At 66.9% G+C, this 22,895-nt stretch carries 18 protein-coding genes; 5 read left to right on the top strand and 13 right to left on the bottom strand.

What is annotated here, in order from left to right:
* Positions 1-5 precede the first annotated feature (5 nt).
* Positions 6-650, bottom strand: coding sequence for an SDR family NAD(P)-dependent oxidoreductase (locus E5675_RS03710; protein ID WP_348769821.1), 645 nt, complete (start codon positions 648-650; stop codon positions 6-8).
* A gap of 186 nt (positions 651-836) precedes the next feature.
* Between E5675_RS03710 and E5675_RS03705 the strand changes: the two genes are divergently transcribed.
* Positions 837-1,733, top strand: coding sequence for an AraC family transcriptional regulator (locus tag E5675_RS03705; protein ID WP_136173395.1), 897 nt, complete (start codon positions 837-839; stop codon positions 1,731-1,733).
* Here E5675_RS03705 and E5675_RS03700 read toward each other — a convergent pair.
* Genes E5675_RS03700 through E5675_RS03690 form a run of 3 tightly spaced genes read right to left on the bottom strand, consistent with a single transcriptional unit; the run spans position 1,730 to position 4,642 of the window.
* Positions 1,730-2,389, bottom strand: a complete 660-nt coding sequence (locus E5675_RS03700; RefSeq protein ID WP_136173394.1) for an MOSC domain-containing protein — start codon at positions 2,387-2,389, stop codon at positions 1,730-1,732. The two genes, E5675_RS03705 and E5675_RS03700, sit on opposite strands and share 4 nt — an antisense overlap.
* Positions 2,390-2,429: 40 nt before the next feature.
* Complete coding sequence (locus E5675_RS03695) at positions 2,430-3,593, bottom strand: MFS transporter (RefSeq protein ID WP_136173393.1); 1,164 nt, start codon at positions 3,591-3,593, stop codon at positions 2,430-2,432.
* A 14-nt stretch (positions 3,594-3,607) separates the two neighbouring features.
* Positions 3,608-4,642, bottom strand: a complete 1,035-nt coding sequence (locus tag E5675_RS03690; protein WP_136173392.1) for an aldo/keto reductase — start codon at positions 4,640-4,642, stop codon at positions 3,608-3,610.
* 89 nt (positions 4,643-4,731) lie between these two features.
* Here E5675_RS03690 and E5675_RS03685 point away from each other — a divergent pair, with 89 nt between their 5' ends.
* The 3 genes from E5675_RS03685 (at position 4,732) to E5675_RS03675 (ending at position 7,219) form a co-directional block, all read left to right on the top strand.
* Positions 4,732-5,643 carry a LysR family transcriptional regulator gene (locus E5675_RS03685; RefSeq protein WP_136173391.1) on the top strand — a complete coding sequence of 304 codons (912 nt, stop codon included), beginning with the start codon at positions 4,732-4,734 and terminating at the stop codon, positions 5,641-5,643.
* A gap of 257 nt (positions 5,644-5,900) precedes the next feature.
* Positions 5,901-6,704, top strand: a complete 804-nt coding sequence (fdhD, locus tag E5675_RS03680; protein WP_136173390.1) for a formate dehydrogenase accessory sulfurtransferase FdhD — start codon at positions 5,901-5,903, stop codon at positions 6,702-6,704.
* Positions 6,701-7,219 (top strand): molybdenum cofactor guanylyltransferase, encoded by a 519-nt coding sequence (locus tag E5675_RS03675; protein WP_136173389.1) that lies wholly within the window; start codon positions 6,701-6,703, stop codon positions 7,217-7,219. Before fdhD ends, E5675_RS03675 begins: the two co-directional genes overlap by 4 nt.
* Here E5675_RS03675 and E5675_RS03670 read toward each other — a convergent pair.
* Together E5675_RS03670 and E5675_RS03665 are read right to left on the bottom strand one after the other, a co-directional pair.
* Entirely contained in the window at positions 7,216-9,486 is a 2,271-nt protein-coding gene (locus E5675_RS03670; RefSeq protein WP_136173388.1) for an FdhF/YdeP family oxidoreductase, read from the bottom strand. The two genes, E5675_RS03675 and E5675_RS03670, sit on opposite strands and share 4 nt — an antisense overlap.
* A 30-nt stretch (positions 9,487-9,516) precedes the next feature.
* Positions 9,517-11,193 (bottom strand): carboxylesterase family protein, encoded by a 1,677-nt coding sequence (locus tag E5675_RS03665; RefSeq protein WP_247594769.1) that lies wholly within the window; start codon positions 11,191-11,193, stop codon positions 9,517-9,519.
* 83 nt (positions 11,194-11,276) lie between these two features.
* On the opposite strand from E5675_RS03665, the gene E5675_RS03660 reads away from it, so the two are divergent.
* Positions 11,277-12,566 carry a hypothetical protein gene (locus tag E5675_RS03660; protein ID WP_136173387.1) on the top strand — a complete coding sequence of 430 codons (1,290 nt, stop codon included), beginning with the start codon at positions 11,277-11,279 and terminating at the stop codon, positions 12,564-12,566.
* Between the two features lie 3 nt (positions 12,567-12,569).
* Here the strand turns inward: E5675_RS03660 and E5675_RS03655 are convergent, their stop codons facing one another.
* The 7 genes from E5675_RS03655 to pip form a co-directional block, all read right to left on the bottom strand.
* Positions 12,570-14,243, bottom strand: coding sequence for an MFS transporter (locus E5675_RS03655; protein WP_136173386.1), 1,674 nt, complete (start codon positions 14,241-14,243; stop codon positions 12,570-12,572).
* A 73-nt stretch (positions 14,244-14,316) separates the two neighbouring features.
* Positions 14,317-15,216 carry an SDR family NAD(P)-dependent oxidoreductase gene (locus E5675_RS03650; protein ID WP_136173385.1) on the bottom strand — a complete coding sequence of 300 codons (900 nt, stop codon included), beginning with the start codon at positions 15,214-15,216 and terminating at the stop codon, positions 14,317-14,319.
* A gap of 89 nt (positions 15,217-15,305) precedes the next feature.
* Positions 15,306-15,998: a TetR/AcrR family transcriptional regulator gene (locus E5675_RS03645; protein ID WP_247594768.1), complete on the bottom strand. Its 693-nt coding sequence runs from the start codon at positions 15,996-15,998 to the stop codon at positions 15,306-15,308.
* Between the two features lie 55 nt (positions 15,999-16,053).
* On the bottom strand, positions 16,054-17,709 hold the full coding sequence (locus E5675_RS03640; protein ID WP_348769820.1) for an AMP-binding protein: 1,656 nt from the start codon (positions 17,707-17,709) through the stop codon (positions 16,054-16,056).
* Positions 17,646-19,280 (bottom strand): carboxylesterase family protein, encoded by a 1,635-nt coding sequence (locus tag E5675_RS03635; RefSeq protein WP_136173384.1) that lies wholly within the window; start codon positions 19,278-19,280, stop codon positions 17,646-17,648. The genes E5675_RS03640 and E5675_RS03635 overlap by 64 nt, the downstream gene beginning before the upstream one ends.
* A 25-nt stretch (positions 19,281-19,305) precedes the next feature.
* Positions 19,306-21,582, bottom strand: coding sequence for a TonB-dependent receptor (locus tag E5675_RS03630; protein ID WP_136173383.1), 2,277 nt, complete (start codon positions 21,580-21,582; stop codon positions 19,306-19,308).
* A gap of 182 nt (positions 21,583-21,764) precedes the next feature.
* Complete coding sequence (pip, locus tag E5675_RS03625; RefSeq protein WP_136173382.1) at positions 21,765-22,856, bottom strand: prolyl aminopeptidase; 1,092 nt, start codon at positions 22,854-22,856, stop codon at positions 21,765-21,767.
* Between the last annotated feature and the right edge of the window lie 39 nt (positions 22,857-22,895).

Raw genomic sequence — 22,895 nt, 5'->3', positions numbered from 1 at the left:
CGCTCTCATTCGACCAGCGCGAGCGCATCGGCACCGGCGGGAAAATGGGGACGGCCGCTCCGGTCGTGCACCGCCTGCCACACCGCCTCGGCGACATCGGCCTCGGTCGTGAACAGCGGCGGTTCGGCCATGCCCGCGAGGATCGGCTGCGCATAGGACCAATAGGGTTCGGGCAGCACGTCCTCGAGGCGGATCTCGGTGTTCTGCGCAAAAGCGGTCGTCGGGCCATAGCCGGGCTCGACCAGCTTCACCGCGATGCCGAGCGGCAGCAGTTCGTGCGCAAGGCTGCGCGTGAAACCCTGGATAGCCGTCTTGCTGCCCGTATAGGCGGCGGCGAGCGGAAAGGGCGCGAGCGTTGCCGACGAGGTGATGTTGACGATGACGCCCGAACCGCGATTGCGCATCTGCGGGATCACCGCCTGCGTCATCGCGATCGTGCCGAGCGTATTGGTTTCGAAAATGTCGCGGATCTTCTGAAACGGCGAATGTTCGAGCGCGCCGAACAGGCCGATCCCGGCATTGTTGACGAGGGCGTCGATCGGGCCGGCCAGTTCGAGTGCAAGCGCGATGCTGCAGGGATCGGTGACGTCGAGGGGGAGGATGCGGAGACGGTCCGAAGGTGTCAAAGGTGCCGCGGCGGGATTGCGCATGGTGGCAACCACGTTCAGCCGAGCGCGTGGAAATGACGCGCAATTTCAAGACCATATCCCGACGAGCAGCCGGTGATGAGGATGGTTTTCATGGATGTTCCTTTCTCGGGGTGATGAAAGGACGCTAGACGGCGCATACCGGACTATCTATAATCTGAAATCCATATTTCATTCGAGATAGTCCATATGGCCGATCCCTTGTCCGACCTGATCGCGCTGCTGCGCCCGCGCACCGTCTTTGCGAAAGCTATCAGCGGCGCCGGTCGCTGGGCGGTGCGCTATGGCGATTTCGGGCATCCGGGGTTCTGCACGGTGACCGAGGGACGCTGCCGCCTGTCGGTCGATGGGGCCGATCCGGTGACGATCGAGGCGGGCGATTTCGCCTTCCTGCCCGCGACGCCGGGCTTCACCATGGGCGGGTTCGAGCCCGCCGAGCCGGTCGAGATCGATCCGCACGCGGCGGCGGACCTGACCGGCGAAGTGCGCCACGGCCGGCACGAGGGCGCGCCCGATGTGACGATGCTCGGCGGCTATTTCGTCTTTGAATCGCCCGACGCCGGGCTGCTGGTGTCGCAGCTTCCCGCGCTGATCCATCTGCGCGGCGCCGAGCGGCTGGCCACGCTGGTGCGGCTGGTGCGCGAAGAGGCGGGCGAAGAGCGGCCGGGATGCGACCTGATCCTGTCGCGGCTGGTCGAGGTGCTGATCGTCGAGGCGCTGCGATCGGTCGAGGGCGACGACGCGCCGCCGGGGCTGCTGCGCGGCCTAAGCGATCCGCGGCTCGCGGCGGCGATCCGGCAGATCCACGGGGCGCCCGCGCGGCCGTGGACGGTCGCGGCGCTCGCGAAGGAAGCCGCGCTGTCGCGCTCGGCCTTTTTCGAGCGCTTTGCACGCACCGTCGGCGTGCCGCCGATGGAATATCTGCAGGGCTGGCGGATGAGCATCGCCAAGGATCTGCTGCGCCGCCGCGCGGGCAAGCTCGACGAGATTGCCGCGCGCGTCGGTTATGGCTCGGCGAGCGCGTTCAGCACCGCCTTTACCCGCCATGTCGGGTTGCCGCCGAAGCGTTTTGCGATGACCGCCTAATCCGCGCCGAACTGTTCGGCGAGCTTGGCGCGGCGGACTTTCCATGTTTCGGCGAGCACGGGCACGTCGCGGAGCGCGCGGAGGTCGGCGACGCGATCCTTCGCCTCGCCGCCGATCAGCAGGCCGAAGAGCGAGGCGAGCGGCCATTCGGGATAGGGCCGGTCGACCAGCTCCAGATCGTCGCCCGCGCGCACGGTGCCGGGTTCGAGCACGCGGTAATACCAGCCCGAACGCCGCGTCTTCACCACCCCCGCCATCACGCCCTTCGTCCCGAACCGATGGTCGAGCTTCCAGCACGGCTGGCGCGCCTGCGTCACTTCGACGAGCGCACTGCCGAGGCGGAAGCGGTCGCCGAGGAAGACGCTGTTTTCGTCGAGCCCGATGGTCGAGATATTCTCGCCGAACGCGCCCGCCGCATCGAGCAGCGGCGCGGCGCCGAGCTGGCCGCGCCACCAGTCATAATGGTCGGCGGGATAATGGTGGATCGCCTTGTCGATGCCGCCATGGACGCTACGGTCGGCCTGTTCGTCGCCGACGAGCCCCATCGCGTCGACCGCGACGGCATCGGTAACCGGCAGCTTGCCGATCGCGCTGGGCTCGTCGCCGCGAAAGGGGCGCGCCTTGCCAGTCAGGACGGCGAGAATCGGGGTTTTCATGCCGCCGATTGCATAGGGCCCGCCGCAGAAATGGCAATCATCAGGCTTTGGCCAGCGCGGGTGCCTTTTGCGTCCGGGTCGCCAGCACGATCGCGAGTCCCGCCACCGCCATTGCCGCCCCCGCGAACGACACCGCCGGATAGCCGAGCCCAAGGCCGATCACCCCGCCCCCGACCGCTGCGCCGACGGCATTGCCGAGGTTGAAGGCACCTATATTGACCGCCGACGCCAGATTGGGCGCGTCGGACGCCGCCTCCATCACGCGCATCTGGAGCGGCGGGACGATGGCAAAGGTCGCGACGCCCCAGACGAAGATGGTGACCGCGGCGGCGAGCGGCTGGAACATCGCGCCCGCGAAGATGACGAGCGTCGCGGCGAGCCCGGCGAGCGAGACGATCAGGGTGCGGTCGATCGACCTGTCGGCGAAGACGCCGCCGAGCCAGTTTCCCACGGTGAGCCCGAGCCCGTAGACGACAAGCATCGCGGTCACGAACAGCGTCCCCGCCCCCGCCGCGTCGCGAAGGATCGGCGCGATATAGGTGAAGACGGTGAACATCGCCGACGAACCGATCGCGGTGAGCGCAAGCGCGATCAGCACCTCACGCCGCTTCAGCACGCCGAGTTCGGCGAGCATGTTGCCGCCCCTATCGCGGCCGATATCGGGCAGCGCAAAACGCAGCGCCGCCATGGTAATCAGCCCCCAGACGGCAATCGCGCCGAAGGCGGTGCGCCAGCCGAACGTCTCGCCGACCCACGGCGCGAGCGGCACGCCGATGACATTGGCGAGCGTCAGCCCCATGAACATCGCCGCGACCGCGCTGGCGCGCTTTTCGGGCGGGACGAGGCTCGCCGCGACGACCGAACCGACGCCGAAGAAGGCGCCGTGATTCAAGGAGGTGATGACGCGCGCGACCATCAAGGTCGTGTAATCGCCCGCAATCGCGGACAGGAAATTGCCGAGCGTGAAGATCGCCATCAGGCCGATCAGCAGCGTGCGGCGGTTCATCTTAGCGGTGGTGAGCGTCATCAACGGCGCGCCGAGCATGACGCCGAGCGCATAGGCCGAGACGAGCAGACCGGCGGCGGGGATCGACACCCCCAGCCCTTCGGCCATGTCGGGGAGCAGCCCCATCGGGGCAAATTCGGTGATGCCGATGCCGAAGGCGCCCGTGGCGAGCGCAAGGAGGGGAAAGTTGATTTTCATGTCGGTTGTTCCGATCAGACGAGCGGCGGATTGAGGCGCGCGAAGCCCGCCTGTTGCCGGTAGGGTGTGTGCGGATAGGGCGGCAGGACATCGCTTGCGGCGTCGAGCGCCGCCACTTGGTCGGCGGTCAGTTCCCAGCCGACCGCGCCGAGATTCTGGCGAAGCTGCTCCTCGTTGCGCGCGCCGATGATCACCGACGACACGGTGGGGCGCCGCAGCAGCCAGTTGATCGCGACCTGCGGCACCGTCTTGCCGGTTTCGGCGGCGACGGCTTCGAGCGCGTCGATCACGCGGTAGAGCAAATCTTCGGCGACCGGCGGCGCGAACTGTTCGGTTTCGTGGAGGCGGCTGCCCGCGGGTACCGGGCGGTCGCGGCCGATCTTGCCGGTGAGGCGTCCCCAGCCGAGCGGGCTCCAGACGAGCGCACCGATACCCTGATCGGCGGCGAGCGGCATCAGGTCGGCTTCATAGGCACGCCCGATCAGCGAATAATAGACCTGATGCGCGACGAAGCGAGGGGTGCCGAACCGGTCGGCGGCGGCCTGTGCCTTCATGAGTTGCCAGCCGGGATAGTTGGAGACGCCGGCGTAGCGCAGCTTGCCCGCCGCGATCAGCGTCGCGAGCGTATCCATCAATTCTTCGACCGGGGTCGAGGCGTCGAAGGCGTGGAGCTGGAGCAGGTCGATATGATCGGTGCCGAGCCGGCGGAGCGCATCCTCGACCGCGCGGATCAGCCGGCTGCGCGACGCACCCCAGTCCTGCGGCCCGTCGCCCGTCGGCAGCCCGGTCTTGGTCGAGATCAGCACTGCATCGCGGCGCCCCTTGATCGCTTCGCCCAAAATCTCCTCCGACGCGCCGTTCGAATAGACGTCGGCGGTGTCGAACAGCGTGACCCCGGCATCGAGGCTGATGTCGATCAGACGCCGCGCCTCGGCCGCATCGCTGGTGCCCCACGCGCTGAACAAAGGTCCCTGCCCGCCGAAGGTGCCGGTTCCGAAGCTCAAGGCCGGAACGCGCAGCCCCGACGATCCCAATTGGCGATAATCCATGTTCCTGCCCTTTCGATTGCGTGTCGAATGCATAGATGGACGCGCGTGCATCGCTGGAGTAGCGTCGAACAAAGCGAAGGATTTTTGAAATGAACGCAAAGATGGAGGGAAGCAGCGACCGCGCGCGGTCGATGGAAGTCTTTGCCGCGACGGTCGCCGAAGGGAGTTTTTCAGCCGCCGGGCGCTGTCTTGGCCTCACACCGTCGGCGGTGAGCCGGACGATCGACCGGATCGAGGCGCGGCTGGGCGTCCGCCTGTTGCTGCGTTCGACGCGCGCGCTGACGCTGACCCCCGAGGGCGAGGCCTATCTGCGCGCGGCGCGGCGCATCCTTGCCGATCTGGGCGATGCCGAACAGGCGATCGCAGATCAGGGCGCGCCGCGCGGGCGGCTGCGCGTCAGCGCGGCGCAGGCGCACGGGCGGCTGACGATCGTGCCGCTGATCGGCGAGTTCGTGACACTCTATCCGCATATCCTCGTCGACATCAGCCTTGCCGACCGGCTCGTCGATATCGCCGCGGGACAGGCCGACGTCGCGATCCGCTTCGGCCCGCTCGCCGACAGCCCGCTCACTGCGCGCAAACTCGGCGAAAGCCGCCGCGTCATCGTCGCCTCACCCGCCTATCTGGCGGCGCACGGCACGCCGCGTAGCCCCGAGGATCTGCACGATCATAATTGCCTCAACTTCAACTTCCGCCGCGCCGAGCCGGTCTGGCCCTTCCGCGACGGCGAGCGGGAGTACGCCCTGTCGGTGCAGGGCAATATCGAGGCCAACAATGGCGAGACGCTGGGGCAGCTTGCCGCCGCGGGGGTCGGCATCGCGCGCGTCGGCGCGTTCAGCATCGCCGACCAGATCGCCGCCGGAGCGTTGGTGCCGATATTGGAGGATTACAACCCCGGCGATATCGAGGCGATCCACGCCGTGTTCGCGGGCGGCGCGAACACGCCGGCGCGGGTGCGGGTGTTTGTGGACTTCCTTGTCGAGCGGCTGCGTGGGGGGTGAGACGGACGCTTCTCCGGGACAGACCGGGGTATGGATGTGGCTGGTTTTGACCGGCTGCGGGCATTCCCATTACCGTCACCCCGGGCTTGACCCGGGGCCTGCCTTGCCTTTTCGCCGTCGTCAGGAAGAAAAGGCGGGTCCCGGGTCAAGCCCGGGATGACGAAAGTGAGAGCATGCAATGGCAGCTTTCCACCCCAATGCTACCACACCTCCGGCGCGGTCGGGACAAGCCGATACCGATGGGCTATCGTGCAATCATGACCAGCGAGACAATCGACCTCCCCGTCCGCCGCCTCGGCCTTGCCGAACCCGGCGACGCCGACCTGACGCGCAGTATTGCAACTGAGGCGCCGGTGTCGGTCGAGGTCGGCGGCATCGCCTATGCGGTGATGATGGCGACTCCCGCCGATCTGGAGGATTATGCGGTCGGCTTCGCGCTGGGCGAGGGGCTGATCGAGACGGCGGGCCAGATCGGGCGGGTCGATGTGCATCGAATCGAGGGCGGCTGGGCGCTGCGCATCTGGTTGCCGCCCGAGCGCAATGCGATCGCGCTCGAGCGCGCGCGCAAACGGGTGAGCGAGAGCAGTTGCGGCCTCTGCGGGATCGAGAATATCGAAGAGGTGCTGCGCCCCCTGCCCGCTGTCACCGCGCGGATCGCCACCGACCGTGGCGCCATTGCGGCGGCATTGGCGGCGCTTGGCGAACATCAGCCGCTCGGGCGCGCGACGGGCGCGGTGCATGCCGCGGCCTTCTGTTCGCCGGGCGGCGCGATCGGGCTGGTGCGCGAGGATGTCGGGCGGCACAATGCGCTCGACAAATTGATCGGCGCCATGGCGCGCGCGGGGGTCGATCCGGGAACCGGCTTTATCCTGCTGTCGGCGCGGTGCAGTTATGAGCTCGTCGAAAAGACGGTGCGCGCGGGGTGCCCGATGCTCGTCACCATCTCGGCGCCGACGAGCCTTGCGGCGGAGCGCGCGGCGGCGGCGGGGCTGACGCTCGTCGCGCTGGCGCGGACGGACTCGGCGCTGATCCTCAGCGATCCGCACGGGATGATCGCATGAGGACGCTCGGCGCGGTGCTTGCGGGCGGGCGGTCGAGCCGCTTCGGGTCGGACAAGGCACTCGCCATGCTGGAGGGGCGGACGCTGCTCGATCATGCGTCGGCGGCGCTTGCGCCGCACTGCGACGCGCTGGTCATCGTCGGCCGCGACGGCGGAATCGCCGACTGGCCACGCCCTGGCATGGGGCCGCTCGGCGCCTTTGCGGGCGCGCTCGGCCATGCGGCGGCCGGCGGATTCGACCAGTTGCTGACCGTATCGGTCGACTGCGTGCGCCTGCCCCCCGATCTGCGCGCGCTGCTCAAACCCGCGCCCGCCTTTCTGGACAGCCAGCCGGTGATCGGACTGTGGCCGGTTTCGGCGCTGGATATGCTGCGGGCGATGATCGAGGACGAAAGCGACCTGGCGGTGCGTGCCTTTGCCCGGCGGATCGGCGCGCACGCGGTGACATGCGATTTCGTGCCGCCCAATATCAACAACACCGCCGATCTCGACCGGCTGGCGGGCGAGGCGGGCTAGCGCGCCGCGACGACGCGCACGGGGACCGATTTTGCCGCCGGACAGCCGCTGACCTTGTCGTAGAAGGTGAGCGGGAGCAGCGGGTTGAGTTCGGGATAATAGCCCGCGACCGAGCCGCGCGACATCGGATAGTCGATGATCGTGAGCCCGTCGACACGGCGCGCGATGCCGTCGGTTCCGATCGTTTCGAGCGCAACCTTCGCGCCTGCCTCGAGTCCCCGATCGGCGATGTCGTCGGCGTTCATGAAGAGGATCATTCGGTCGTTATACACGCCGCGATAGCGGTCGTTATAGCTGTAGATCGTCGTGTTGAACTGGTCGTGCGAACGCACCGTCGCGAGCCGCAACATGGCGGGATCGGCGACCGGCGCGTTGACGTCGAGCCCCGGCAGGACGAGAAAATTCGCCTTGCCGTCCCGCGTCGCCCAGACGCGGCGGCGCGGCGGAATGTCGAGGTGAAACCCCATCGGCGCCTTGATGCGCTCCGAAAATCCTTCGTAGAGCGCGGGATAGACCTCGGCGATCTTGTCGCGGATCAGGCCGTAATCATCGATATAACTGGCCCAATCGACCTTGCTCTCCGGCAATGTCGCAATCGCCATCCGGCAGACGATCTCGGTCTCGGGCAACAGATGCTCGCTCGCGAGGTCGAGCACGCCGCGCGAGGCGGTGACGTTCGACATCGAATCCTCGATCGTCACGAACTGCTCGCCCTTCGCGGTCTCGATGCGTTCGGAGCGCGCGACGACGGGGAGGATCAGCGCATCCCTGCCGTGGACGAGGTGCCCACGGTTGAGCTTGGTCGCGATGCCGACGGTCAGGTCGAGCTTTCGCATCGCCGCGTAGGACCGCTCGGTGTCGGGCACCGCACGGACGAAATTGCCGCCGAGGCCGATGAAGACCTTCGCGGTGCCCGCGAGCATCGCCTCCACCGACTCGACCGCATGATGGCCGTGCGCGCGCGGCGGTTCGAAACCGAAGACGTCGCGCACCCGGTCGAGATAGGCCTGGCCGGGCTTTTCATCGATGCCGACGGTGCGATCGCCCTGCACGTTCGAATGGCCGCGGATCGGCGAAATGCCCGCGCCGGGCTTGCCGAAATTGCCCTTGAGCAAGAGCAGGTTGGCGATCTGCTGGACGAGCTGTGACCCCTGCTGATGCTGGGTCACGCCCATGCCGTAGCAGATGAGCGTCGCGTTCGAGGCGATATAGATTTCGGCGCAGCGGCGGATCTGCGCCTCGTCGATCCCCGCCGCAGCGACAAGGTCGGGCCAGTGTTGCGCCTCGATATCGGCCTTGAGTGCGTCGAAACCCGACGTATGTTCGGCGATGAAGGCGTGATCGAGCACCGGCTCGCCCGCCGCCTCGCGCTCGAACAGCACCTTCATCATGCCTTTCAGGAGCGCGAGGTCGCCGCCGACCTTGATGTGCACGAATTCGCTGCTGATCTCGGTCGAACCGAAGGTCGCCATCTGGACGATGTCCTGCGGCTCGGTGAATTTGATCAGCGCGCGTTCGGGCATCGGGTTGACCGCGACGATCGGCACTCCGCGCTTTCGCGCCTCGACGAGCGGCGTCATCATCCGCGGCGCATTGGTCCCGGCGTTGTGACCGATCAGGAAAATCGCCTCGGCATGTTCGAAGTCGCCCAGGATCACCGTGCCCTTGCCGACCCCGATCGACGGCGGCAGCCCGCGGCTCGTTGGTTCATGGCACATGTTCGAACAATCGGGAAAATTGTTGGTGCCATATTCGCGCACGAAGATCGAATAGAGGAAGGCGGTCTCGTTCGCGGTGCGGCCCGAGGTGTAGAATTCGGCCTGATCGGGGCTTTCGAGCGCGCGGAGATGGCCGCCGATGAGCGCGAAAGCGTCCTCCCAGCTGACCGGCACATAATGATCGGTCGCCGCGTCGTAACGCATCGGTTCGGTCAGCCGGCCCTGCATCTCGAGCCAATAATCCGACTGTTCCATCAACTCGGTCACGCTGTGCTGCGCGAAAAATTCGCGCGTCACACGGAATTTCGTCGCCTCGTGCGCGAGCGCCTTTGCACCATTTTCGCAAAATTCTAGCTTCTTGGTACAGCTCGCATCGGGGAAGGCGCAGCTCGGGCATTTGAAACCGCCCGGCTGGTTCATCGAGAGCAGCGCGCGCGACCCCTTGGTGACGACGCTCTGTTCGAGCAGAACCTTCGCGGTCGCCGCCGCGGCGCCCCAGCCACCGGCGGGGCTGTCATAGGTTTTGTACCGGGGTTTCTGCTCGGCCATTGCACGCCGAGTAAAGCATAGCGGCGGGCGCTAATCCATCAGTCTTTGGTGCTGGAGGGGGCTCATGTTGGTGAACCATTGCTCGCCGGCGCTGCGGCGGCGCTGCATGATTTCCTCCTGAAATTCGAACATGCCCGGCAGCATATCGCGCCCCGCCACCGGACGAGCGCCGAACCGCATGAAATTCTCCGCCTTGCCATAGGCGGGCCATGCCGGCGCACCGTCCGCCGAAGGGGTGCCGTACGCGGCGAACGCCGCCCAATAGCCCACCATCTGCCGCGCCAGCGCGCGATCCTCTTCACCGGCCGGCATCGGCCAGTTGGAGAGGCCGTCGAACGGACGTCCTGCAACGCCGAAAGCGAAGGGCAATTCGCCGGCGTGAAAGGCGCAGAGGCCCCGCGCACGCGCTGCGGCGTAGCAATGGTCGAAAAGATAGAGATAGGCGGGCTGCCCGGCGCGCGCCTGTTGCCGCACGAGCCGCTCGGTCGCCCAGCCGTAAACGGCGTCGCGCGTCGCGGCGAGCAGGCTCTCTTCGCGGTGCGACGCGGGATAGAGCCGCAGGTAAGCCGGTGCGAGGTCGCCGTAGCGCCGCGCGATTTCGGCCTCGTAGGTCACGGCATCGGCGGGAACCGGAGGGACCAGCGCACGCTGGCTGCGCACCTCTCCGCTGTTGAAGCCCGCGAGCACGGGCACCTTCGCCTGTTCGCCGCGGTCGAAAATATCGACCAGCTGGGCGGGCACGACCGCGCCGTCGATCACCGGTTGCGCGGTGAAGCGCGCGCGCAGCCCGGCGGCGACAAGCGCCTCTGGATCGGCGCGGCGGAGCGCCGCGAGGTCGGCGGCGCCCAGGTTCTCGGCGAGCGCGGTTCCGGTCGCCTCGGCGGACGGCATGCCGAAGGCCGCATCGCGGAGATGCGGTACGGCGCGCATGTTCGTGCTCTGGACGATCGCTTTCGCGAACAACCCCTTCGCGCGCGGGCTGGCGAGCAGATAGGTGGCGCTGAGCGCGCCCGCGGACTCGCCCATCACGGTGACATTCGCCGGATCGCCGCCGAACGCGCCGATATTGCGCCGCACCCATCGCAGCGCCGCGATCTGGTCGAGCAGACCGTAATTGCCCGATACGCCCTCGGCCGATTCGGCGCTGAGCGCGGGATGCGCGAGCCAGCCGAAGACGCCGAGCCGGTAATTGATCGACACGAAGACAATTCCGCGCCTCGCAAATTCGCCGCCGTCGTACATCGGGCTGGCGCTCGATCCGAATTGCAGCGCGCCGCCGTGGATCCAGACGATCACCGGCGCGCCATCGGTGCGTTCGGGCGCCCATACATTGAGCGTCAGGCAATCCTCGCTCATCGGACGCGGCGGCTCGAAATAGACGCTGGCGGCAGGATAGGAAGGCTGGATGCAGTCGGCGCCGAAGGCACGCGCCTGGCGTTCCCCCTCCCACGTCGCGGGGGGTGCGGGCGGACGCCAGCGGCGTTCGCCGACCGGCGCCGCGGCATAGGGGATGCCGCGAAAGACGCGCAGCCCGTCCTCGCGGACGCCCGCAACGCGACCCTCGGCGACCGTCGCGGCCGGCGCTTCGGCGGCGAAGGCTGTGCTGCCCCCAACGACCGCGAGCAGGAAAAGGGTCGAGGCGAAATGCCGGCGCAATGCCGCAATATCCTTCATCAACATGTCTCTCCCGTCGGCGATGCTTGCCATCGTCCTGCACCCGACTTACGCTCACACGTTAGTGAATATCAAGCGCGGACAGCAGGCGATCGAATGGATGCGGGAGAGGCGAGATGACGAAACCCACGCGGCGCGGCTTTCTGGCCGGGGCGACGGCGTTACCGATCGTAGCTGCGGCGCATGTGGATGCGGCGACCGCGCCGGATGCGATCGCCGCCGACCTCTCGACCTATATCGGGTTCGGCAACAAGCAGTCGGGCGGTGCGGGCGACACCGCCTGCGGCCATTGGCTGGCGACCGAGCTGGAAAGAGCCGGTTTCGCGGTCGAGAAGGTTCCGATCAGCGTCCCCTGGTTCGATGAGGAGCGGTGCGAGATCGCCCTGGGCGAGGCGCGCGCGCCGTTGCGCGCGCAGCCGATCGTCACCCCGACCCCCAACGGAGGCGTATCCGGGCCACTCGTCCGCGTCGATGCGCATGGCCAGGCCGACGCGCCGCTTGCGGGCGCGCTCGCGCTTGTCGACCTGCCCTATGGGCGCTGGTCGTCGGCGCTGTCGAAGCCGGTCCGCGCGCCGGTCGACGCCGCCTTCGCGGGCGGCGCAAAGGCGGCGGTGATTATCACCAACGGCCCGACCGGACAGGTAATCGCGCTCAACGCCGACGGCCGCGCGCCGATGTTCGCGGGACCGGTCGGGCTGCTTGCCCCTGCCGAGGCCGCGCCCTTCCTTGCCGCCGCGATGCGGCGCGAGCCCGCGCGCGTGACGCTGGCGGGCCGCGGCGGGCGGCGGGCAGCGTTCAACGTCATCGGCCGGCTCGACCGCGGCAAGCGGCGCTGGCTCGTCGTCTCGACTCCGCGCTCGGGCTGGACCGTCTGCGGCGGCGAGCGCGGCGGCGGCGTTGCCGCATGGCTCGACCTCGCGCGCCGGGCGCCGGCGGCCTTTCCGGACCATGACATCGCTTTTCTGTGCAACAGCGGACATGAGTATGAAAATCTGGGCGCCGAAGAATCGCTGAAGGCCGTCGCGCCCAAACCCGCCGAAACGCATTTCTGGCTGCACCTCGGCGCCAATCTGGCGGCCCGCGACTGGCACGAGGGGCTGTTCGGCCTTGCACCGCTTCCCGGCACCGATTCGCAGCGCTATCTGGTGGTCAGCCCGCCGCTGCTACCCGCGGCGCGGCGGCTGTTCGCGGGCCTTGCGGGTCTCGAGGCGCCCTATGCCAGCGACCGGATTTCGGCCGGCGAACTGACCGCGATCATCAAGGCGGGCTATCCCTCGGTGGCCGGGCTGTTCGGGGTGCATCGCTTTCACCATGTCGAAGGCGACGACGCGCGCTGCGTCGATGCGGCGGCAGTCGCCGCAACGACGGCGGCGTTCCGGCAATTGCTCGTCACCGCCGCCGCCTGACTTCTACGCTTCGATGTCCCGCCTGAAGGTTTCGGGCAGGAAGAGGATGCCGACCACCGCGGTGACCGCCGCGATCACCACCGCATACCACAGCCCCTGATAGATATTGCCCGTCGCCGCGACCATCGCGAAGCCGATCGTCGGCATGAAACCGCCGATCCAGCCGTTGCCGATATGATAGGGCAAGGACAGCGAGCTGTAGCGGATGCGCGCCGGGAACAGTTCGACGAGCAAGGCCGCGAGCGGGCCATAGACCATCGTCGCGAGCAGGCCGAAGATGCAGAGGATCAGGATTACCTTCGTCTTGTTCACCTGCGCCGGGTCGGCCTTGTCGGGATAGCCCGCGGCGTCGAGCGCTGCCTTCGCCTCGGCGCTAAAGGCGGCGACCGCCGCGGCGCGCGCCTCCTTGTCCAGCCCCGCGGGGTCGGGGACCGCGACCGCCCGGTCGCCGACCCGCACCGATGCGCGCGTTCCCGCCGGCGCCTCGACATTCGCATAGTTGATGCCGTTCCTGGCGAGATAGGATTTGGCGATGTCGCAGCTCGTGGTGTCGAAGCTGTTCTTGCCGATCGGATCGAACTGGAACGAACATTCGCCGCCATCGACGACCACGGCGACCGGCGCCCGCTCGATCGCCGCCGCCATCGCCGGGTTCGCCGCGACGACGAGCGCCTTGTAGAGCGGGAAATAGACAAAGACCGCGATGACGCAGGCGGTCATCATGATCGGCTTGCGCCCGATCTTGTCGCTGAGCCAGCCGAAGAAGACGAAGCTTGGGATGATGATCGTCAGCGCCGCGGCGACCAGGAAATTGGCGGTCGCGCCGTCGACCCGCGCGATCCGTTCGAGATAGAAGAGCGGATAGAGATGCGCGGCGAAGCCGATCACCGCCTGCCCCGCGACCGCGCCGAAGAGCGCGATCAGCACGATCTTCAGGTTGCGCCATTCGCCGAAGGCTTCCTTGAGCGGCGCCTTCGACGTTTCGCCCGCCGCCTTCATGCGCTGGAAGACCGGGCTCTCTTCGAGCTGGAGGCGGATCCACAGCGCGACCGACAGGAGGACGATCGAGAAGATGAAGGGCAGGCGCCAGCCCCAGTCGTTGAACGTGTCGGCATCCATGAACAGCCGCAGCGACACGACGAAGGTCGAGGCAAGGATGAGCCCGATCATCGCCGTGGTCTGGATGAAGCTGGTATAGAAACCGCGCTTTCCGGGCGGTGCATGTTCGGCGATATAGACCGCCGCGCCGCCATATTCGCCGCCGATCGCCAGCCCCTGGAGCAGCCGCAGGATCATCAGGATGATCGGCGCCGCGACGCCGATCGTGTCGTAGCCGGGCAGGAAACCGACGGCAAAGGTCGACAGCCCCATGATCGCCATGGTGACGAGAAAGGTGTTCTTGCGCCCGACGATATCGCCGACGCGCCCGAAGACGAGCGCGCCGAACGGCCGCACCGCAAAACCCGCGGCAAAGGCCATCAGCGCGAGGATGAAGCCCGTCGTCTCGTTCACGCCCGAGAAGAAATGGTGCGACAGGGCGCTGGCGAGCAGCCCGTAGAGGTAGAAATCATACCATTCGAACACCGTCCCCAGCGACGACGCGCCGATGACGAGCTTTTCATTCTGCCCCTTTTGCGCCGCATCCGCGGCAGGCAAGGCTTCGCTGTCGGTTGCCATATCCTTCTCCCATTTTGCCCGGCGACGGCGGCGGGCTCTTCATCGGCCCGTCCGCCATGCCCCCGGGGAATCCCTAGCGTGCGGCCGCCATCGTCGGCGCGGTGAAGCCGGCGCTTGCCAGCTCGCGTTCGGCCTGCGTGAAGCCATAGGCGGGGACGCTTTCGCCCGCGCGGTCCGATACTTCGTCCCAGGCCGCGACCAGCCGCTGGGCCGCATCGTCCCCGCGCCCGATGAAGACGCCTTCGGTCAACGTGATATTTGCGGTCGCGAAATGCCCCGCGCCGGCGCACAAGATCGCGCGCGTCGGCGCATCCTCGCCGATCAGCGCGAGCAGCCCGGGGCTCACAGCTTCGGGCGCGAGCCGGGCAAGCGCGTCGGGTGCGAGCACGCCGTCGGTCATCGCCGTCGCCGCGGTCGGTGCGAGACAGTTGACGCGAACGTTGTATTTTTCGCCCTCGATCGCCAGCGTCTGCATCAGCCCAACGAGCGCCATCTTCGCCGCGCCGTAATTGGCCTGCCCGAAATTGCCGTAGAGCCCCGACGACGAGGTCGTCATCACGATGCGGCCGAAACGGCGCTCGCGCATCTGGTCCCACACCGCCTTCGAACAGACCGCGGCGCCGATGAGGTGGACGTCGACGACGAGGCGGAAGTCGGCGAGGTCCATCTTCGCGAAGCTCTTGTCGCGCAGGATGCCGGCATTGTTGATCAATATATCGACGCCGCCCCATGCCCTCGTCGCGCTATCGACCATCGCCGCGACCTCGGCCTCGTCGGTCACCGAGGCGGCCGCCGCCATCGCACCGCCACCGGCTTCGGCGATCTCGGCCGCGACGCGCGCGGCGGCGGCGCCGTCGCGATCGTTGACCACGACGCGCGCGCCGTGCCGCGCGAGCATCAGCGCATGCGCACGGCCGAGCCCGCCGCCCGCACCCGTCACGATCGCCACCCTGTCCTTCAGCTCGTTCGTCATGCCATTTCCTCTTGTCATATCATAACTCACTTGTGAGTGAATATAATCGTCGGGAGGACGGCCCGATCCGCGCCGTCCACGAAGGGCTGTTAAATTCTGTCCTGCTTGCGCTGGTCGCAGATTTCGCGGAAACCCGCGGCCATGAAGCGCGCCATGCGCGCCTTGACCGCTTCATAATCGTCCGAGTGGCACAGGCCGTGCGACAATTTGTCGATGCGCCCGGTGCGCGCAAGCGTCAGCATCAGCGCGCCGGTGACGAAATGATAGCCCCAGAAAATATCTTCCTCGGCGGCGTCGGGCAGCGCCTTTTTCAGTATCTCGATCAGGCGGAGCACGACCGGGTCGAAATATTTGTCCATGAATTCGGCGCCCTCGGGGCTGTTCGACGCCTGCGCGCCGAACGCGCCATAATTTTTCCAGCCCTCGCCGCCCTGGATATAGAGGTCGAGGTCGGTGTCGAGGAAGGCGTGGAGCGCGCCCTCGACCGTCGGCTTGCCGCCCGCCGCGCGGTCATAATCGTCGAGCGCCTGCATCCGTTTGTCGATCGTCACCACCGCGCGCCGCGCGAACACCGCGTCGAACAAGGTCCTTTTGTCGTCGAAATAATAGTTGAGCAGCGTGTGGTGGACCCCGACCTGTTTTGCGACATCCTTCAGCGTCACGCCGTGAAAGCCGTGTTTCGAAAACAGGAGTTCGGCGGTGTCGAGGATCTGCTCCATCATTTCGGCGCGCTGTTCCGCCTTCGACGGGCGTTTCACCGCACTCTTTGCCTTCGACGCCAAATTCCTGTCCTTCCGCACTTCATCAGTTTCGTCATGCCGCCGCGACGCGACCGGCCTACACCTGACCGTAATCGGCCCGCAATTGCATTTTGTCGATCTTGCCCGTCGGCGCGAGCGGCATCGCGTCGAGCCGCACGATCGCGTCGGGAATCCACCAGGAGGCAACGCGTTCGCGCAGCGGCGCGAGCAGATCCTCGTCGCTGACCGATCCGTCGTTGGTCTCGACCAGCAGAATCGGTCGCTCGCCCCATTTGGGATCGCTGCGCCCGATCACCGCCGCGAGCGACACCTGCGGCAGCGCGCCGACCAGCGCCTCGATCTCGGCGGGGTTGATCCATTCGCCGCCCGATTTGATCAGATCCTTCGACCGCCCGGTGATGGTGAGATAGCCCGCGCTGTCGAGCCGCGCGAGGTCGCCGGTGTCGAACCAGCCATCGGCGTCGGTCGCGGGCGCATCCTGCCCGAAATAGCGTTCGACGACGCTCGGCCCACGAACGCGCAAATGTCCTTCCACGCCGCGCTGTTCGGCGAGCGCGCGTCCCTCGGCATCGGTGAGCAGCAGGTCGACGCCGATCGCGGGTTTTCCCGACACGCCGGCAGTGCGATCGGGATCGCCCGGGACCGCCGCGGTGCCGAGCGGCGACAGCTCGGTCATGCCCCAGCTCGTCTGCACCTCGGCGCCGAGCCGCCGCTCGATCCGCTCCATCAGCGCCGGCGGCATCGGCGCGCCGCCCACGAGGATGCGCTCGAGCGTCGGCACCTCGCCCCCCTCGCGCTCGAGATGTTCGACCAGCCCCAGCCACACGGTCGGCACGCCGACCCCCGCAGTCACGCCCTCGCTGCGGATCAGCGCCGCCAGATGCGCGCCGTCGCTGTGGCGGCCGGGCAGCACGAGCTTGCCGCCCGCCGCGGGCACCGAAAAGGGCAGCCCCCAGGCGTTGGCGTGGAACATCGGCACCACCGCGAGCACCGCGTCGCGCGCGCGCACGCCCATCACATCGGCCTGCAACTGCCGCATCGTGTGGAGGTAGCATCCGCGATGGGTGTAGGTGACGCCCTTCGGTGCGCCGGTGGTGCCCGAGGTGAAACAAAGCCCAGAGGGGCTGTTCTCATCGAACTGCCCCCATGCGACGTCGGTCGACGCCGCGGCGAGCGCCGGTTCGAGCGCAGCGACCGCGATGCGGCCGGTCCCCTCGGCCGTATCGGTTTCTGCGGCGTCGGCGTCGAGCAGGAGTATCTGCCGCACGGTGCCGACATTGCGCGTCGCCGCTTCAGCGAGCGGCAGCAAGTCCGGGCTGACGAGAATTATGCCCGCTTCCGACTGCACCAGCATCGCGCCGATCTGCGCGGGCGTCAGCCGCGGGTTCAGCGTGTGGCACACCGCGCCCATGCCGATGATCCCGTACCAGCTTTCGAGATGCCCCTGCGTGTTCCACGCGAGCGTCGCGACGCGGTGCCCCGCGCGCACGCCCATTGCATAGAGCGCGCCCGACACCGCGCGCGCGCGTTCGTAAAGCGCGGCATAGCCGATGCGCGCGATGCTTCCGTCCGCCGCGGCCGATACGGTTTCGGCTTGCGCGTGCCATTTGGCGGCGTGGGAAAGGAATTTGTCGAGCGTCAGGCCATAGGACTGCATCGAACCGTCGATCATTGGCACCCCGCGGCTTTCGGCGGCAGCGACGGCGAAATCACGCCGATGTTCCAGTTCCACGATATGTCGCCCGCAGCGCGGCGGCGGCACATCACCGCCTCGTGCAGCGCCGCGGTGCCGGGGAGCAGGCGGTGCCCGGCCTTCGGCGCATCGGCGATATGGAGGAAACCGGCGTCGTCCGAATAGTCGGGCCAGTCGGGCTGCCCCTTCGCCTGCGGGCGGCCGCTGCGCGCGAAGCTCGCCCAATAATCGCCCATCGCACCCGCCAGTTTGCGCTCGGCGAGGTCGTCCGGAATTTTCGGCCACAGCGGCGGCGTCTTGCCCGCGGTGCCGAAGATATAGGGCAGTTCGGCGGCATGAAAGGCGTGGAGCTTCCATTCGGCGGTCGCCGGATAGCCATGGTCGAAATAATAGAGATACGCGCCTTGCCCCAACGCCGCCTGGTTCGACACCAGCCGTTCGGAGGTCCATCCATACATCGCGTCGCGCGTCGCAGCGAGCATGCTTTCCTCGATATTCTTTGCCGGATAGCGCGCAAGGAAGGCGTCGGCGAATTCGCCGTAATTGGCTCGGATCGCGGCTTCATAGGCCGCGGCATCGGCGGGCGGCTTGGGCAGCAGGAAGCGCAGCGAGCGAATTTCACCGGCATTGAAGCCCGCGAGGATCGGCACCGGCGCCTGCTCGTTCCGGTCGAAGCTGTCGACGAGCTGACGCGGCACGATCTTGCCGTCGACAACGGGGAAAGGGAAATAGCCCGTCGCCGGCGCCTTTTCGGCTATGTCCTTTGCGGGCATCGCGCGCAGCGCCGCGAGGTCGGCGGCGCCGAGCTTGGCAGCGAGGTCGGCGCCCTGCGTCTCGGCGGGCACCATCCCGTTCAGCGGCGCACGCAGCCCCGGCGCCGAGACCATATAGGCGCTTTGCGCGACCGCCTTGTGGAACAGCCCGCGCGCAGCGGGCGCGGTCATCAGATACATGACGCTGAGCGCGCCCGCCGACTCGCCCGCGATCGTCACATTGGCCGCGCTGCCGCCGAAGGCGCCGATGTTGCGCTTGACCCATTCGAGCGCCGCAATCTGGTCGAGCAGCCCGTAATTGCCCGACACACCGTCGGCCGATTCGGCGCTGAGCTGCGGATGCGCGAACCAGCCGAGCGCGCCGAGCCGGTAATTGATCGACACGACGACGATACCGCGTTCGGCGAGCGCGCTGCCGTCGTATATCGGATCACCGCCCGACCCGCCGGTCAGCGCGCCGCCGTGGATCCAGACGAACACCGGTGCGTCCTTCGCTTGCCTGGGCGCCCAGATGTTGAGCGACAGGCAATCCTCGCTCATCGCCGGCAGGTCCCAGGCATAGATGCTGGGGCCGCGCGGCCCCGGCTGCATGCACGCCGCGCCGAAGCGCGTCGCGTCGCGCACGCCGTCCCAGCCCTTCGCCGGCTGCGGCGGCGCCCAGCGCAGCTCGCCGACCGGCGGCGCGGCATAGGGGATGCCCTTAAAGGCGCGGATATCCTTCGTCTCGCTGCCCTCGACCTTGCCCGCAGGCGCGTCGACCACCGGCCCCGCGGCCAAGGCCGGCGCCGCACATGCGGCGGCGGCGGCAACGACGAAACGGGACAGGCGGCGGATCATCGGACCTTTCATCTCCCCGCCCCGATCAGAAGCGGTAGTTGGCGCGGACGCCGATGGTGCGCGGACGCATGCGCGCATAGCGGCCATCGAGGAAAGCCTCGGGATGGACATAGGTGACCTTGCTGTCGTCGAAGAGATTTTCGACATAGGCGCCGAGATCGAGCGGCCCCAGCTTTGCCCCGGCATAAAGGTTCACATTGGTCCACGCCTCGGTGAAGTCATAGGTCGGGGCGACCGCAGCGGGATTGCCCGGCACATTGGGGAACTGGTTCGGGAAGGCCCCCGCGTGCGACACATTGACCGCGGCATAAGCGGTATCGGCGCCGCCGATCGCGAAATCGTAACGCAGCGTGCCCGACCCCTGGAAATGCGGCGAGGCAAGGCGCGTGCCGAGTTCGGCGCCCGAAATCGCGGCTTCGCCCGGGGTCAGATCGGTCACCTTTGCGCGGTTGAACGAGCCGTTGAGCGCGAGACTCAACCCCTGCACCGGCCGCGCGATGAACTCGAACTCGAGGCCGTAGCTTTCGGCGCCGCCGATGTTGGTCGCGAACTGGATCGAGTCCGAGACGCGGTTCGCCTGGACCTGAATATCCTTCCAGTCGATATAATAGGCCGCGATATTGGCGACGAGATCGCCGCCGAGCCAGCGTCCTTTCAGCCCGAGTTCGTAATTGGTGACGCTGTCCGATTTCGCGCCGTCGGGGATGATGATGTCGGTCGGATCGACGGTGCTGGCGAGTCCGGCGCGTGCATTGACGACGGGCGTACGAAAGCCCGTAGAAATCGTCGCATAGGTGGTCAGGCTGTCGACCGGCTTCCACGACACGCTCGCCTTGTACGAGAGGCGGTCATCGGTAACCTTCAACCCTTCGGCATAGTTGATCGGGGTGATCGTGACGGGGAGGTTCGACAGGCCGAACAGCGCGAGCGTCAGATAATTGCTGTTATAACCGCCGCCGCGGGTAAAGCTCTGCACCTCGGTGCTGCCGTAGCGCAGCCCGCCGGTGATCCAGAAATTGTCGCTGAAGCGCGCGGTCACCTCGCCGAAGCCGGCGATTTCGGTCTGGTCGGTATAGCTGTTGAAGCGCTGATAATATTCGTCCGGCAGCCCCGTCAGCCCGCGCGCGTCGAGAAACTCCTGCGTCGAGCGATAGGCGAAATCGACGGTGCGGCGTTTGTCGTAATAGAAAAAGCCCGCGACCCATTCGATCGGCCCGTCGTGGCGCGACACCAGCCGCGTTTCCTGAACGAACAGATCGTCATAGCCATAGGCGTCGAGCGCGAAGGGAAAGGCCTGTCCGAAGGTGCCCGCGAGGTCGACATAGAAGGAGGCGTCATAATCCGACAGCGTGGTCGAACTGATCAGCTCGGCGAAATCGAACTCGTAATTGATCGTCACGTTATAATTGGTGAGCTTGCCCTGAAACAGGTCGGGACGGTCCGAGCGGCGCACGAACTTTCCGAGCAGCGGGTTGGTCAGCCCCGAATCGGCGGGCTTGCTGTTTTCATACGACGCGAGAAGCTTGACCTTCATCCGGTCGGTCGGCTGGAGGAGCAGGATCGCGCGGCCGCCGAACGCCTCGAGGCTGTTCGCATCCTCGACGCCGGTGCCGATATTGTCGACCCAGCCGTCCTCGTTGCGATAATAGCCGGTGACGCGCAGCCCGATCTCGTCCTTCATGATCGGCAAATTGACCATCGCATTATAGCGCTGGCGCACCGAGCTCGACCCGGTGAGGCCGAGGTCGACGCTCGCCGAGGCCTCGAAATCGTCGAGATCGGGGCTCTTGGTGATGATCCGCATCGCACCCGCGAGCGAATTCGACCCGAACAAAGTGCCCTGCGGCCCGCGCAGGAACTCGACGCGCTCGACATCGTAGAGATTGGGGTCGAGGATCGTCGAATTGCCGTTCGCCGAAATCGGCAGCTCGTCGACATAGATGGCGACCGCGCTCTGCAGGCCGGCCGAATAGCCGTTGGTGTTGATGCCGCGCGCGGTGAAATTGTTGAAATTCTGCGTCGGACGGTTGACGACGATGCCCGGCGTATTCTGGGCGATGCCCTCGAACCCGACGATGCCGAGGTCGTCGAGTTCCTCCTGCCCGAACGCGGTGACGCTGAGCGGCACGTCCTGCAAGCGGGCGGTACGGCGGGTCGCGGTGACGATGATGTCGTTATCGTCCCTCTGCTGATCCGATGCCGCCGCATCGGCGGGCGGCGCCTCGACCTCCTGGGCCATGGCGGCAACAGGCGACGCGAACAGCGCGGCCGCCGAGGCGGACGCAAAAAGCTGAGCCTTCATATCAAACTCTCCCTCCCGTCAGCGGTCATTGCCGCCGATCTGGGCCCAGCTTATCGGCAAGATTCTCGCGCGAGTCAATATTCACTATCGCGTGTGTGAATAAAAATAACGAAGCCGGTAACACCGTGCCATGGAGTGAAATTTGAGGCGAATTCCCGCAGATTACCGGAGGGGCGGCGCCATCATGCTCCGAGCCTGTCCAGGCCGTCCATCACCGCGGTCAGCGCCAACGCATTCTCGCGTTCCATCGCGCTATGCCCCGCATTGGTGACGACGTAAGTCGCGGGTTCCGCCCCCGCCCCGCGCAGCGCCGCGACGAGCCGCGACGCCTGCGTCAGCGGACACACCTCGTCGAAGCGGCCATGGACGATATGGGTAGGGACGCGGGCGAGCGTGGCGATATTGTCGAAGAAATGCCCCGCGGGGAGGAACAGCGCGTTGGCGAAATAATGCGCCTCGATCTGCGCAAAGCAGAGCGCGAAATCGGCCTCGCCGAACTTGCCCGTGTCCGCCGTCTCGGGGATCATGTTCGAGATGACACCTTCCCACAAGGACCAGGTCAGCGCCGCCTTCAGCTGGCGTTCCTTCTCGGCCTCGTTCGCCGGGACCATATCGAAGATCGCCTTGTAGGATTTCATCACGTCGCCGCGCTCTTCGAGGGTCAGCACTGACAGCAGTTCGGCCCACTCCGCGGGATATTTCATGTAGGCCCCGGGCTCGGTGAGACCGTATGGATCGGCCTCCCATGTCGCGGCATTGCCCTGATAGAGATAGAGCAGATCCTCGGGCGCACCCAGAAAGATGCCGCGCAGGATCAGGCTTGCGCAATGCTCGGGATGCGCGATCGCATAGGCCATCGCGAGCGTGCTGCCCCAGCTGCCGCCGAAAACGTGCATCGGCCCCGCGATCTCCAGCTTCTCCCGCAGCTTCACGATGTCGCCGATCAGGTCGGCGGTGCTGTTCTTGGCGAGTGCCACCGCCGGTCCCGCCGAGGCGACATTGGGCTCGCTCTTGCCGCAGCCGCGCTGGTCGAACAGGATGACGCGATAGCGTTTCGGGTCGAAGAAACGCGCCATGACGGGTGCGCAGGCGCCGCCCGGGCCGCCGTGGAGGAACATCACCGGCTCGCCCGCGGGATTGCCATATTCCTCCCAATAGATGCGGTGCGCGGGATCGCGATCGACCTCGAGCCAGCCGAAATTGAGGCACGGCGGCTGCGGATAGACCCAGTCGTCGCCGATCTTGCTCGACGTCTGCAATCGCGAAAAATCCATGTCTTTCCCTTCACTTGTGATCGGGCCGCGCGGCCGGCT

This window comes from Sphingopyxis sp. PAMC25046 (assembly GCF_004795895.1).
Lineage (GTDB): Bacteria > Pseudomonadota > Alphaproteobacteria > Sphingomonadales > Sphingomonadaceae > Sphingopyxis.
This window is presented reverse-complemented; position numbering and strand designations above follow the sequence as displayed.